This is a genomic window from Kribbella ginsengisoli, from assembly GCF_039537185.1.
GTDB classification, from domain to species: domain Bacteria; phylum Actinomycetota; class Actinomycetes; order Propionibacteriales; family Kribbellaceae; genus Kribbella; species Kribbella koreensis.
In genome coordinates this window covers 442,668-455,820 of the sequence record NZ_BAABAA010000002.1, presented here as the reverse complement: position 1 = coordinate 455,820, position 13,153 = coordinate 442,668, and the positions used below count along the sequence as shown (strand labels likewise).

General features: G+C 67.6%; 13 protein-coding genes. 9 read left to right on the top strand and 4 right to left on the bottom strand.

The window, feature by feature from the left end:
* The first annotated feature begins 93 nt into the window (after positions 1–93).
* Genes ABD768_RS09500 through ABD768_RS09485 form a run of 4 tightly spaced genes read left to right on the top strand, consistent with a single transcriptional unit; the run spans position 94 to position 2,107 of the window.
* The gene (locus tag ABD768_RS09500) at positions 94–870 is read left to right on the top strand and encodes an alpha/beta fold hydrolase (RefSeq protein ID WP_343983111.1); all 777 of its coding nucleotides are present in this window, start codon (positions 94–96) and stop codon (positions 868–870) included.
* Positions 867–1,274 (top strand): alpha/beta fold hydrolase, encoded by a 408-nt coding sequence (locus ABD768_RS09495; RefSeq protein WP_344839511.1) that lies wholly within the window; start codon positions 867–869, stop codon positions 1,272–1,274. Before ABD768_RS09500 ends, ABD768_RS09495 begins: the two co-directional genes overlap by 4 nt.
* Positions 1,228–1,659, top strand: a complete 432-nt coding sequence (locus ABD768_RS09490) for an alpha/beta fold hydrolase (protein WP_344839509.1) — start codon at positions 1,228–1,230, stop codon at positions 1,657–1,659. Before ABD768_RS09495 ends, ABD768_RS09490 begins: the two co-directional genes overlap by 47 nt.
* A gap of 1 nt (position 1,660) precedes the next feature.
* The gene (locus tag ABD768_RS09485; RefSeq protein ID WP_344839506.1) at positions 1,661–2,107 is read left to right on the top strand and encodes a YdeI/OmpD-associated family protein; all 447 of its coding nucleotides are present in this window, start codon (positions 1,661–1,663) and stop codon (positions 2,105–2,107) included.
* 144 nt (positions 2,108–2,251) lie between these two features.
* Here the strand turns inward: ABD768_RS09485 and ABD768_RS09480 are convergent, their stop codons facing one another.
* Both ABD768_RS09480 and ABD768_RS09475 read right to left on the bottom strand, forming a co-directional pair.
* Positions 2,252–2,881, bottom strand: coding sequence for a superoxide dismutase (locus ABD768_RS09480; RefSeq protein ID WP_343983117.1), 630 nt, complete (start codon positions 2,879–2,881; stop codon positions 2,252–2,254).
* A 176-nt stretch (positions 2,882–3,057) separates the two neighbouring features.
* Positions 3,058–3,876: an alpha/beta fold hydrolase gene (locus tag ABD768_RS09475; RefSeq protein ID WP_344839502.1), complete on the bottom strand. Its 819-nt coding sequence runs from the start codon at positions 3,874–3,876 to the stop codon at positions 3,058–3,060.
* 84 nt (positions 3,877–3,960) lie between these two features.
* On the opposite strand from ABD768_RS09475, the gene ABD768_RS09470 reads away from it, so the two are divergent.
* Positions 3,961–4,914: a LysR family transcriptional regulator gene (locus ABD768_RS09470; RefSeq protein WP_344839499.1), complete on the top strand. Its 954-nt coding sequence runs from the start codon at positions 3,961–3,963 to the stop codon at positions 4,912–4,914.
* On the opposite strand, the gene ABD768_RS09465 is transcribed toward ABD768_RS09470, so the two are convergent.
* Positions 4,904–5,851, bottom strand: a complete 948-nt coding sequence (locus tag ABD768_RS09465; RefSeq protein WP_344839497.1) for an NADP-dependent oxidoreductase — start codon at positions 5,849–5,851, stop codon at positions 4,904–4,906. The two genes, ABD768_RS09470 and ABD768_RS09465, sit on opposite strands and share 11 nt — an antisense overlap.
* Before the next feature lie 84 nt (positions 5,852–5,935).
* Here ABD768_RS09465 and ABD768_RS09460 point away from each other — a divergent pair, with 84 nt between their 5' ends.
* Positions 5,936–6,292, top strand: a complete 357-nt coding sequence (locus tag ABD768_RS09460; protein ID WP_343983129.1) for a winged helix-turn-helix transcriptional regulator — start codon at positions 5,936–5,938, stop codon at positions 6,290–6,292.
* On the opposite strand, the gene ABD768_RS09455 is transcribed toward ABD768_RS09460, so the two are convergent.
* Complete coding sequence (locus ABD768_RS09455; protein ID WP_344839495.1) at positions 6,285–7,289, bottom strand: methyltransferase; 1,005 nt, start codon at positions 7,287–7,289, stop codon at positions 6,285–6,287. The genes ABD768_RS09460 and ABD768_RS09455 overlap by 8 nt on opposite strands.
* 368 nt (positions 7,290–7,657) lie before the next feature.
* On the opposite strand from ABD768_RS09455, the gene ABD768_RS09450 reads away from it, so the two are divergent.
* From ABD768_RS09450 to ABD768_RS09440, 3 genes are all read left to right on the top strand, one after another.
* Positions 7,658–10,645, top strand: a complete 2,988-nt coding sequence (locus tag ABD768_RS09450) for a glycine--tRNA ligase (protein ID WP_343983193.1) — start codon at positions 7,658–7,660, stop codon at positions 10,643–10,645.
* Positions 10,646–10,791: 146 nt separating this feature from the next.
* Positions 10,792–11,961, top strand: a complete 1,170-nt coding sequence (locus tag ABD768_RS09445) for an InlB B-repeat-containing protein (protein WP_344839492.1) — start codon at positions 10,792–10,794, stop codon at positions 11,959–11,961.
* Between the two features lie 121 nt (positions 11,962–12,082).
* Entirely contained in the window at positions 12,083–13,123 is a 1,041-nt protein-coding gene (locus ABD768_RS09440) for a hypothetical protein (protein ID WP_344839489.1), read from the top strand.
* Positions 13,124–13,153: the final 30 nt, after the last annotated feature.

The window sequence follows — 13,153 nt, the reverse complement described above, 5'->3', positions numbered from 1 at the left end:
TCTTTTCGCGGGCCCTGTCGATCTGGGGGGTGGTTGTTCGACGCAGCGGTGAAGGCCAGATGAGAGGCATCGGCCGCTGTGAAGGAGCACATCATGCAGAAAGTCACCTCGGCCGACGGCACCTCGATCGCCTACGACCGCCTCGGCGAAGGCCCTGCCGTCGTCCTGGTCTGCGGTGGGTCGGTCGACCGGATGTCGAACGCACCGCTGGCCGCGTTGCTGGCGCAGAGCTACACCGTCTACAACTACGACCGCCGGGGGCGCGGCGACAGCGGTGACGCCGAGGTCTACGCGATCGAGCGCGAGTTCGAGGACCTCGACGCGATCTTCGCCGCCGCGGGTGGCTCGGCCCATCTGTACGGTACGTCGTCCGGCGCCGCGCTCGCGTTGCTGGCGACGGCGGCCGGTCGCCCGGTGAACAAGTTGGCGCTGTGGGAGCCGCCGTACTTCCTCGAAGGGGCCGAGGGCCGCCCGGTGGCCGATACCGCGTCGATCTACCGCGGGTTCGTCGCCGAGGGCCGGCGGGACAAGGCGGCGGAGTACTTCATGGCCGAGGTCGTCGGGATGCCGGCCGAGTTCGTCGCGCAGGCGAAGGCGTCGCCCTGGTGGCCGGCGCAGGAGGCGATCGCGCACACGCTCGCCTACGACGCGACGGTGATGGGTGATTACTCGATCCCGGTCGAGGCGATCAAGTCGATCAAGCAGCCGGCCCGGGTGCTGACCGGGGGAGTCGCCTGGCCGTGGATGAGTGATAGCAACAAGGCGGTGGCGGAGTTGTTGCAGGATGGCAGTCACGTAGTACTGGCCGAGCAGCAGCACAACGTCGACCCCGCAGTACTGGCTCCCGCGCTGAAGGAGTTCTGGGCATGAAGACGACAGCCTCGAAAGACGGAACCACGATCGCGTACGACCGGGCCGGCGATGGTCCAGTGGTGATCTTGGTGGACGGCGCGCTGTGCAGTCGCGCGCAGGGGCCGATGCCGGAGCTGGCCGGGGTGCTGGCCGCGGCCGGGTTCACGGTCTACAACTACGACCGGCGTGGGCGGGGTGACAGCGGCGACGCAGCGGAGTACGAGGTGGAGCGGGAGATCGAGGATCTTGCCGCTGTGATCGAGGCTGCCGGCGGGTCGGCTTATGTTTATGGCTCCTCGTCGGGGGCGGCGCTCGCGTTGCGGGCGGCAGCCGCGGGGGTGCCGATCAGCAAGCTGGTGGTTCGAGGCGCCGTACGTGGTCGACGACAGCCGGAAGGCGATCCCGCGGAGCTGGGTGGCTGACCTGGAGGCGTTGTCGGATCGGCCCGGGGAGGCGATCAGGTACTTCATGACGAAGGGGATCGGGCTGCCCGGTTTCGTCGTCACGCTGATGAAACTGATGCCGGCGTGGAAGGGGTTGAAGGCGGTGGCCCACACGCTCCCGTACGACGCTGCGGTGGTTGGGGAGAACGCTTTTGGGAAGCCGCTGGATGCGGCGCAGTGGGCGGGCGTGGAGGTGCCGGTGCTGGTGGTGGGTGGCGGGAAGAGTCCTGGGTGGATGCGGGCGTCGGTGAAGGCGGTCGCGGAGGCGGTACCGGGGGCTGTGCATCGGGAGATCCCGGGGCAGAACCACATGATCAAGGCGTCGGCGATCGGGCCGGTGCTGACCGAGTTCTTCGGGGGCTGAGATGAAGTTCACGACGACGATCGCCGGGACGACGGTGACCGGGATCGAGGTGCCGGCGGAGGTGATCGAGGCGCTCGGGCGGGGGAAGAAGCCGCCGGTGGTGATCACGCTGAAGGGGTACACGTACCGGAACACGGTGGCGGTGATGGGTGGGCGGTACATGGTCGCCCTGAGCGTCAAACACCGCGAGGCGGCTGGGGTGGCCGGGGGTGACGAGCTCGAGGTGGACATGGTGCTCGACGACCAGCCGCGCGAGGTCGCCGTACCGTCGGACTTCGCCGAAGCCCTGGCTGCCAACCCGAAGGCCCAGACCTTCTTCGACAGCCTCTCCTACAGTCAGCGCAGCTGGTTCGTCCTCGGCATCGAAGAAGCCAAGAAACCCGAGACCCGAGCCAACCGAATCACCAAAGCAGTAGACCGGCTGGCCTCCGGCCGCGGCCAACGCTGAGTCCTGTGGGCTGGTGACGCTGGGCGTCACCTCGCCACCAGGAGGAGGCGAGGCGCCCGATGTCCGCCGGAGGGACGATGGCGCCACCCCGATGTCCGAAGAACCGCCGGACGGGCCGGGGTTCTTCGGACTGTCAGGTGTTCGTCAGGCGACGGTGATGAGGCCGCCGGCGTTGGTGCGGGCGGCGTCGAAGCGCGCCTGGGCGTCGGCCCAGTTGACGACGTTCCACCAGGCCTTGACGTAGTCCGGCTTCACGTTCTTGTACTGCAGGTAGAAGGCGTGCTCCCACATGTCCAGCATGACGATCGGGATCTGCCCGGCCGGCAGCTGACCCTGCTGGTCGTACAGCTGGTGGATCAGCAGGCCGCCGCCCAGCGCGTCCCAGCCGAGGATGGCCCAGCCGGAGCCCTGGATGGTGGTCGCGGCAGCGGTGAAGTGGGCCTGGAAGGCGTCGAACGAGCCGAACGACTCGTCCAGCGCGGCAGCCAGCTCGCCGTCCGGCTTGTCGCCGCCGTCCGGGGAGAGGTTCTTCCAGAAGATGGAGTGGTTGACGTGACCGCCGAGGTTGAAGGCGAGCGTCTTCTCCAGCCCGACGATCGAGCCGAAGTCACCGGCCTCGCGGGCCGCGGCCAGCTTCTCCAGGGTGTCGTTCAGGCCGTTGACGTAGGTCTGGTGGTGCTTGGAGTGGTGCAGCTCCATGATCTCGCCGGCGATGCTCGGCGCCAGCGCGCCGTAGTCGTAGCCGAGGTCCGGAAGCGTGTACTTCGTGGTCAACTCTGCTCCTTCGTCAGGGCCCAGGAGGGCCGGTGGCTCTACCTTGAGACTTCAACCAGTGTTGAGGTCAAGCGGGCACTTTCATGCCCACCTGTACCCGGCCGGCTAGCTCCTAGTCTGCCCCGTCCGTCCACAGCTCCGTAGGCCGCCTCACAACAGTTCACCCTCTGGCCGTCTCACCCCTTGGCGAGCACCGCCCGAAGTACCGGCTCGAAGGCCGCCGGGTCGTCGGCGAAGCCGGTATGCCCGCCCGGGAACCGGGCCGGTTCGACCTGCAAACCCGCCGCGAGCGCCGTCGAGGTCCGCTCACACAGCTGGCCACCCGACTCCTCGCCGATCCCGACCACGATCCGGACCGGCCCGTCTCGCAGAGCGTCCACATCGGCCTCCCAACCGACGCTCGGCCCCAGCTCGTGGCCGAACCAGAACCGCTCGTCGGTCACCGACTGCGGGTCGCGCTCGCCTCCGAACATCCCCTCGATCATCGCCGGCGGCACCTCGATGTTCGCCTGCGCGAAGAACTTCTCCCACGCGCCGATCACGTCCCCCGACAGATAGGTCGCCCGCAGCTCCTCGGACAGCCCGAGCTGCGAGACCCGATCGTCGAGCAGCTTCAGCAGCGGCGGCTCGTGTGCGATCACCGTCCGCACCGCATCTGGGAAGAGCTCCGCCAGCGCCAGCACGCTCACAGCTCCGCCACTCGACCCCAGCGCGATGGCAGGCCCCGCGCCGACGTGGGTGATCAGTGCAGCCAGATCGGCCGCCCGCTGCGCAGGAGTCGAGTCCTGATCGGGGTTGTCGAGCGGACTGCGGTTGATCCCGCGCGGATCGGTCGTCAGCACCGTGTAGTCCGTGGCCAGCAGCTCGGCCAGCGGCGCGAAGGAGTCGGCGTCCATCGGGGCACCGACGAGCACCACGAGCGGACCGGTGCCGCGCAGTTCGTAGTACAGGCGGGCATCGTCGACATCGAGGGTCACAGCGGTTTGTGTAGTCATGTCTCGACCATGCGGGAGGACGCCTGCCGGACTCCAACACCTGTTGGCCGGTGATTGACACGCCTGGTGTGTTAATAAGAACGGGTGCCCGACGATCTGGAGATCCGGCTGCTGCGGTACTTCGTCGTCGTGGCGGAGGAACTGCACTTCAGTCGCGCGGCCCAGCGGCTCTTCATCGCGCAGCAAGCGTTGAGCCGGGACATCCGCAGGCTGGAGGATCGTCTCGGCGCGCGACTCTTCGATCGCACCACCCGCCGGGTCGAGCTGACGCCGTCGGGGCAGAAGCTGCTCGTCAGGGCCCGCGAGCTGATCAGCCTGCACGATCTGACCGTGCATGAGCTGCGCGGCTTCGCCCCGTCGATGACCGTCGACGTGGTCGGCCCCGGCCTGACTCCTGCGCTCGTCCTCGCGGCCGCGCGACGGAACGCACCCGAGCTGGAGTTCTTCGTCCGCTTCCACACCGGCACCGAGGCCGCCGTACCGCTCCTGCTCGCCGAACGCCTCGACGTCACCTTCGGCCGCAACCCGGGGGCGGCCGAAGGCTTAAGGCAACGCGTCGTCCGGTACGAGCCCCTGGCGGTCCTGCTCCCCGAGGAGAACCCACTCGCGGAGCTGGCCGAGGTCCCGCTGCAGGAGTTGAAGGGGACCGGATTGTGTTACCGGGCAGGGAATCACGCCACCCCCGGCTGGGATCAAGCCATCCTGCAGCTCCTGGCGCCCTGGGATGTGGACCCGACGCTCGCGCATCCACACGTCCAGGGCGCCGACGAGCTCGCCCAGCACATCCGCGACCGGAACTCCCCGATCCTGACGATGAGCACCCAGCCGCCGGTTCCGGGCGCTGTACTGCGGCCCGTCGTCGACCCGGTGGTCCTCTATCCGTGGTCGATGATCTGGCGGGCCGACCTCACCCACCCCGCCCTGGACGCCCTCAACGCGGGGGTCGATGAACTCGCCACCGATGACTGGCTGACGATTCCCGCCGGCGCCTGGCTGCCCGAACCCGAGGCCTCGCAAGCCGGCCGGGTCAGGCGGTGACGTCGAGCACGAGCTTGCCCTGGGTCCGGCCGGTCGCCATCCGGCGGTGAGCTTCGGCGGCGTCGGCCAGCGGGAAGGTCTGCTCGACCTCTACCTGTAGTTCGCCGTGCTCGACCAGTACTGCGATCTCCCCGAGCGCATGTCCGTCCGGCTCGACCAGGAACGGCCGCACCCGCACACCAGCCGCCGCAGCCTTGGCGAGCAGCTCAGGTGAAGTACCGGACGGTACTGCGACCAGCAGCCCACCCGGCTTGAGCACCGTGATCGACTGGTCGAGCGTGGTCTCGCTACCGATTAGGTCGACCACCAGGTCCAGGTCACCGGTCGCCGTCTCGACAGCCGTCGTCTGGTAGTCGATCACCTCGTCGGCGCCGATCGACAGCAGCCAATCGTGCTTGGCCTTGCTGGCCGTCCCGATCACGTGCGCACCAAGGTTCTTCGCCAACTGAACCGCCAGGTGCCCGACGCCACCACCCGCCGCGTGGATCAGCACTCGTTGCCCGTGCTGAAGCTCAGCCGCCGCAGTGAGGATCTGCCAAGCCGTCAGTCCGGCCAGCGGAAGCGCGGCCGCCTCGGCATGACTGAGGTTGGCAGGCTTCTTCGCGAACTGACGGGCCGGAGCGGTGACGTACTCGGCGTACGCCGAAGCCGCCCGCGGGAACCACGGCATGCCGTAGACCTCGTCGCCGACTTCCAGCGTGTGTACGCCGAACCCGATCTCCTCGACCACGCCGGACACGTCCCAGCCGAGGATGAACGGCGGCGCACCGAGCACGCCCTGCATGCCGCCGCCCTCGCGGGTCTTGTAGTCGACCGGATTCACCCCGGCCGCGTGCACGCGGACCAGGACTTCGGTTGGTAGTGGTTCGGGTCGCTCGACCTCGGCGACGTGCAGGACCTCGGGTCCGCCCAGTGTGTTCTGTGTGATGGCTCGCATGCCGCGGACGCTATCTGCGCGACCGTACTTTCCCGCAAGGGCTGCTACTATCTTCTGGAAAGTGACCAGCTCAGGAGGGTAGCCGTGACCGTCATCTGCTCGACCGGAGTGCACGACAAGCACGATGTGTATGCCCTCCAGTGTCCCTGCCGCGACGTCCTCGACCTGCTCGCGAACAAGTGGGCCGCCCTCGCGATCGGCGCGCTCGAGGACGGTCCGGTCCGGTTCGGCGAGCTCCAGCGCCGGCTGCAGGGCATCAGTCCGAAGGTCCTGACCAACACCCTGCGCCGGCTCGAGGACAGCGGCTTCATCAACCGCGAGATCTACGCCGAGGTCCCGCTCCGCGTCGAGTACTCACTGACCGACCTCGGCCACAGCGTCTCGGCCCCCCTCAGCGGCCTCCGCAGCTGGGTCGAAGCCCACCTCCACGAGATCAGCTGACCTTCAACCGCCAGAGCGAAGTCACCTCCTTCACCCGCGCCCAGTGCAGCGGATCCCTGCTGTCCTTGGCCTTCCGATGCTCCGGTACTACGTGCGCCCGCCCCGCGACCCTGAGATTCGCCCGCCCGATCGCAGCCACCAACTCAGCTCGCGTGCGCAGGCCGAGGTGCTCGGCTAGGTCGGAGAGGATGAGCCACCCTTCCCCGTTCGGCGTGAGGTGCCCGGCCAGGCCGTCGAGCCACCCCTGGAGCATCCGGCCGTTCTCGTCGTAGACGGCGTGATCGAGCGTGGTGATCGGCCGCGCCGGGATCCAGGGCGGATTGCACACGACGAGATCCGCCCGGCCGGGTGGGAACAGATCCTGCTCCATCACCTCGACGCGCCCGGTCTGGCCGAGTCGCTCGAGATTGTCCTCTGCGCAGGCGATCGCGCGGTTGCTGGTGTCGGTCGCGATCACCTGCAACCCACGTCTGGCCAGCAGTGCAGCGAGCACTCCGGTGCCGGTGCCGATGTCGAACGCAGTGGTTGCCTTAGGCAATGGTTGGATTGCCGCCAACTCGACGTACTCGGGTCTGGTTGGAGCGAAAACGCCGTAGTGTGGGTGGATTCGCTCGTCCAGCGCCGGGATCGCGATGCCGCGGCGGCAGAGTTGGTGCGCTCCGATGACGCCGAGGAGTTCGCGCAGTGGGATGAGTCGCGGGCTGCCGTGCGCCCCATAGGCCTCGCGACAGGCTTGCGCGACGTCCGGTGCGCGGCGGAGCGGGACGACGTACTGGTCGTCTATTGCTATCAGCAACGAATTGAGGCGGCGGGCCTGGTCGGCCTGATGGTTGCGGTATTGCTGGAAGGTCGCGGCCTTCCGGGGTCGTTTGAGGGCGGCGAGCAACTGCTTGGCGTGGTGGAAGTCGCCTTGCCAGACGAGTTGGTTGCCTTGGGTGATCAGGCGCTGGGCCTGCTGCGCGGACAGTCGATCGTCCACGGTGATGACGTTGTCCATGAACCGTTCCTGCTTGCTTCGAGAGCTGAAGTGGGCAGCGTCGCTCAGCCGGCGCCACGGGATCCGGGCACCGGCGAGCAGGAACGAACGACTAGCGAACTACGGCAGCATGCCTGGGCGAAGTCACCCGGACATCCTAGGTCAAGGGCGAGCGCATGCAAACGCTTGATTGAGGTGGTTTCGGAGTTGCCCCCAGAGGTTTTGGATGACGGTCGAGTCCGGGATGGCTGTACCGCGCGCAGCTTGGCCCGCCCGCCCGGGCACCCGTGGGGGTCATCCGTGATGTGACTCTCGTCGCGGTCTCATAGACTGCGGCTCTCGATCCCCCCGAATCTCGACCGAACCTGAGGAAGTTGTTCGTGCTCACGATGCAGGACGCGCTGCTCGCGCTGACGAAGTACTGGACCGAACGCGGTTGCATGGTGGTGCAGCCGTTCAACACCGAGGTGGGGGCCGGCACGCTGAACCCGGCGACCATCCTGCGCGTCCTCGGTCCGGAGCCGTGGCGGGTCGCCTACGTCGAGCCGTCGGTCCGGCCGGACGACGCCCGGTACGGCGAGAACCCGAACCGGCTGCAGACGCACACCCAGTTCCAGGTCGTGCTCAAGCCGGACCCGGGCAACCCGCAGGAGCTGTTCCTGAGCAGCCTCGAGGCACTCGGTATCGACATCGACGCGCACGACGTCCGGTTCGTCGAGGACAACTGGGCCAACCCGGCGACCGGTTCGTGGGGACTCGGCTGGGAGGTGTGGCTGGACGGGTTGGAGATCACCCAGTTCACCTACTTCCAGCAGGCCGGCGGGATGACGCTGGACCCGGTGTCGGTGGAGATCACCTACGGCATCGAGCGGATCATGATGGCGCTGCAGGGCGTCTCGCACTTCAAGGACATCGCCTACGCGCCGGGCATCTCGTACGGCGAGGCGTTCGGCCAGGCGGAGTACGAGATGTCCCGCTTCTACCTCGACGACGCCGACGTGGAGTCGCAGAAGCGGCTCTTCGAGGAGTACGCCGCCGAGGCCCGCCGGATGCTCGACGCGCGGCTCCCGGTGCCGGCGCACATCCACGTGCTGCGGTGTTCGCACACGTTCAACGTGCTGGACGCCCGCGGTGCCGTCAGTACTACGGAGCGCGCGAAGGCGTTCGGCCGGATGCGGACGCTGGCGCGCGAGGTGGCTCAGTTGTGGGCGGAGCGGCGTACCGAGCTCGAGCACCCGCTGGGTATCGCCTCGTTGCCTCCGGCGGTCCCGGCGCCGGCTGAGTTCCCGGTGATGAGTGGGACTCGGCAGCTGCTGTTCGAGATCGGTACCGAGGAGATGCCGCCGTCGGAGGTCACCAAGACCGCCGCCGCCGTTCGTAAGGCATTGGAAGAGAAGCTTGCCGCGACTCGGCTCGGGCATGGCGAGGTCACCACCTACGCGACGCCGCGCCGGGTGGTTGCTTTCGTGGCCGCGGTCCAGGCGAGTGAGCCGGATGCGGAGAAGGTTTCCCGCGGGCCTAAGAAGGCCGCGGCGTTTGATGCCGAGGGCAACCTTACGAAGGCGGCCTTGGGATTTGCCCGGGGGCAGAAGGTCGAGCCTTCCGAGCTGCACGAGCTTGTCGTCGACGGGGTCGAGTATGTGGCGGTGACCAAGCCCGATCCGGGGCGTGGGGCCGCTGAGGTGCTGAGCGGCGTACTGGCCGACATCGTCAGCGGGCTGCGGTCGGACAAGAACATGCGCTGGAACGACGCCAAGCTGTCGTTCACCCGGCCGGTCCGCTGGCTGGTCGCGGTGCTCGGTGACCAGGTCGTACCGGTGTCCGTCTCGTCGCTGTCGGCGGGGCGTACGACGCGCGTACTTCGTACCGCCGCGCAGCCGACCGTCGAGATCGCGTCGGCCGAGGGATACCTCGACCTGCTGCGGATCCACGGCATCGAGGCCGACCCGGCCAAGCGGCGTCAGCGGATCGTCGAGGCCTCGGAGCTGCTGGCTCGTGAGGTCAACGGCAGCATCGACTTCGAGGCCGAGTCGGCCCTGCTGGACCAGATCGTCAACCTGATCGAGGAGCCGACGCCGATCCTCGGCAACTTCTCGGCCGACTACCTGGACCTGCCGGCCGAGATCCTCACGACCGTGATGCGCAAGCACCAGCGCTACCTGCCGGTGCGTGGCGCCTCGGGTGAGCTGCTGCCGCACTTCGTTGCCGTGGCCAACGGTTCGGTCAACGAGGCGATCGTCCGGAACGGCAACGAGGGTGTACTGCGTGCTCGCTACGAGGACGCTGCCTTCTTCTGGCGCGCGGACCTGCAGAGCACGCCCGAGGCGATGAAGAAGGGCCTGGAGAAACTGGCCTTCGAGGAGCGGCTCGGCTCGATGGCTCAGCGCGCGGGCCGAATCGCTGCTGTTGCTTTGTCTCTTGCGTCTGTTGTGAAGCTGTCCGGTGACGACCTGGTGGCCTTGCAGCGGGCTGCGGAGCTGGCCAAGTTCGACCTCGGCTCGCAGATGGTCGTCGAACTGACCAGTCTGGCCGGCACGATGGCTCGCGAGTACGCCCGCCGCAGCGGCGAAACCGAAGCCGTCGCTCAGGCTCTCTTCGACATGGAACTCCCACGCTCCGCCGGCGACCCGGTCCCGTCCACTGTCCCAGGCGCCCTGCTGGCGTTGGCGGATCGCTTCGACCTCCTGGCCGGCCTGTTCGCCATCGGCGCCAAGCCCACCGGCAGCTCCGACCCCTTCGCCCTGCGCCGCGCCGCCGCCGGCGTCGTCGCCATCCTGCGCGAGCACCCCTCGCTGCGGGCGATCACCCTGTCGACCGGTCTGGCCGCTGCTGCAGCCCAGATCACCGCGCAGGGAATCGAGGTGTCCGATGCCGTGCTGGCCGACGCCGCGGACTTCACCGTCCGCCGCTACGAGCAGCAACTGATCGACCGCGGCGACGACCACCTCCAGGTCGCTGCTGTACTGCCGTTGGCCGAGGCTCCCGCGGCAGCCGACGAAACCCTCGCCGAACTACAACGCCAGGTAACCAACGACAACTTCGCCAACCTGGTCGCCGTCCTCCAGCGAGCCCGCCGCATCGTCCCCGCCGACGTCACCGCGTCGTACGACTCCACCAAACTCACCGAACCGGCCGAGGTAGCCCTCCACGAAGCCGTCCAAAAGGTAGGCACCGCCCCCACCAACCTCGCCGACTTCGTCACCGCCACCCAGCCCCTGGTAGCCCCCATCACCACCTTCTTCGAAGAAATCCTGGTAATGGCCGAAGACCCAGACCTGAAGGCCGCCCGCCTAGGCCTACTGGCCACCATCCGAGACCTCGCATCCCCCGTCCTCGACTGGCAAGCCCTAGGCACCAGCCTCACCAAAGAAAACTGACCGAACAGCCGGCGTGGGCGAAGTACTCCCCACGCCGGCTCGGGCCCGCGCGACAAAGAAACTGACTGCTGTTGACCTTCGTCGGCCCTTATCGTTCGGGCATGTGCGGCTTCGCTGGGAAGTGCTGCACCGGCGAAGGGGACTTCATGTTTGCTTGGTATGGGAACGGACGGCTGGCGCGGACGGTGGTTGCGCTCGGCGCTGTCAGCGCGCTCACCATCGGTGGCGCAGTGACCGCGAGTGCTGCCTTGCCGAAGGTTACCGGGCCGACGCCGGCAGGGACCGCCAAACCGACCTCGGCGAAGTACACGGCGCTCAACGGCGGGGTCACCGACGGCACGTACTGGTACAGCGTCGTGTCGGAGCACGCCAAGTCCGGCACCAAGGTCTACGACTCCACCCAGCTGATCAAGACCAAGCTGTACGCGTCGACGCCGACCAAGATCGCGACCTTCCGGATCCGCTCCGGTCACCACACGAACCTGCTCGGCCACGGCAACGACATCGCCTACAACGCCGACACCAAGCGGTTGATGATCCCCGCCTGGACCAACGACGATTCGGTCCAGGGCGCCACCCAGGCACGGGCCGTCCGGATCATCAACCCGGGAACGCTCGCGATCGAGAAGACCATCCAGTTGCCGCACACAACGACCGGCCTGTGCTACGACGCGGTCGGCAACCGGTACGCCGGCGGCACGCTGAACCAGTACTACGCCTACAACAGCGCGTTCAAGGAGACCGGGAAGTCGGCGAAGCTGGCGATGACCGGCCTCGGGCAAGGTATCGACTGCGACCAGAGCTACGTCTACGTGATCACCAGCCCCAAGGGCACGCAGAAGACCAACCGCATCTTCGTCTACAACTGGTCCTTCAAGCTGGTGCGCACCTATGAGCACACCTCCGGCTCCGAGAGCGAACACCTCACCCACCAGCGCGGCACCTACTACCTGGGGTTCAACATCGGCGCGGGCCGGCTCTACCGCCTCGAGAACTTCCAGTTCACGGTGACGTACGCCGCCGCGGGCGGCACCGGATCGATGTCACCCACCGTGGTGCTCTACGGCCGGTCGACGGCGCTGCGGAAGAACACCTTCACCCGCTCCGGCCACACCTTCGCCGGCTGGACCGCGAAGCGATCCTTCGACGACAAGACCCGGTACCAGAACCCGAAGGACACCAGCAAGACCGGCTGGTACGCCGCCGGCCACCAGCCGAGCGGCTGGAAGCCGTACCTCTACAAGAACGGCGCGACCGTCCTGCACACCACCCCCCGCGGAGCCGTCGCACTCACCGCGGTCTGGCGCGCGACGTAGTACCAGCCTCACCAAGGAAACCTGAAGCGAGTCTCGGGAAGGGGTGTTCGATGCGTTGGTGGAAGCCGGTTGTGGTGGTGGCTGTTGGGGCGGTGGCGATGGCTGGGGTGGTGTGCCGCGGGTGGATTCCGTAGCGGCGCAGGATGGTCGGTGCACTCCGCCGCCGGCGAGCAGTCCGGCGTACTACGACTTCGTGTCGACGTATCGGGCTGCTTGTGCGACGCGGCAGAACTGGGATCGTGCCTTCGACGACGTGACCGTTTCGAGTTTGGTTGATGGGCGCAACCGGTTGGCGGTGACGTCGTCGGCGGCGTTGGCCGGGGCGGTCGCTTCGGTTTCTGTGAATGGCAAGGAATTCATTGCCAGTGGTGGGTACGGGTCGGCGTTCCAGTACGCCTTCCACGGGTGGGGGAACGGCAAGCAGGCGAGTGAGTGCTACAACCCGACGCAGGCCGGGGCGCGGATCGATTCCGACGGGCAGGCGCCGCCGTTCCATGCGAAGTCGAGTACGAGCGCGTTGTACACCTTCGAGCACGAGGGCGCGGCGACGATCCGTACCGAGCAGCGGCCGGCCATGTACATGACCTGGGCCGACCAGCACGCCGGCTACGACGGCTGCCACGGCGCCGACCTGCAGCCGGCCAGATCGCCGTACACGCAAGGCTTGTCGCCGTACTGGCTGCGGACTCGAGTCGCCCTGGCACCCGACCACGGCCTCGCCACCAACGTGATCCGTCTGTCGGCCGACCTCACCTCCGAGGACACGGTGCAGGACAACTTCGACGGCGTGCTGGTCGCCTACCTGCAACGCGACTTCGTAAACGTCTACTCGTACGACCCAGCTACCAACAAGCTGGTCAAGCGAGCACCCGAGTCGTACGCAAGCAACCTGCCATTGATGCGCTGCACCGCAGACGGCGGCTACTGCCTGGGCATGCTCCTCCCACCCGCGGCCCGCGAGGCCGGTGCCTACTACTATGCCCAAACCCGCCCACCCGCCCCGTACAACGCCATGCTCGGCGAAGCGAACCTGCAGGTCACCTACCAGACCACCACTGCCCTCAACGCCGGTGACCGCCTTACCTACGACCTGTACGTCGCCATCGGCAACCGGGCCCGAGTCGCCAGCACGTTGGCCGCCCTCACCAAGAAACTGAGCTAGCCGGTCGCTGGCCATTCCCCGGCTCGGCAG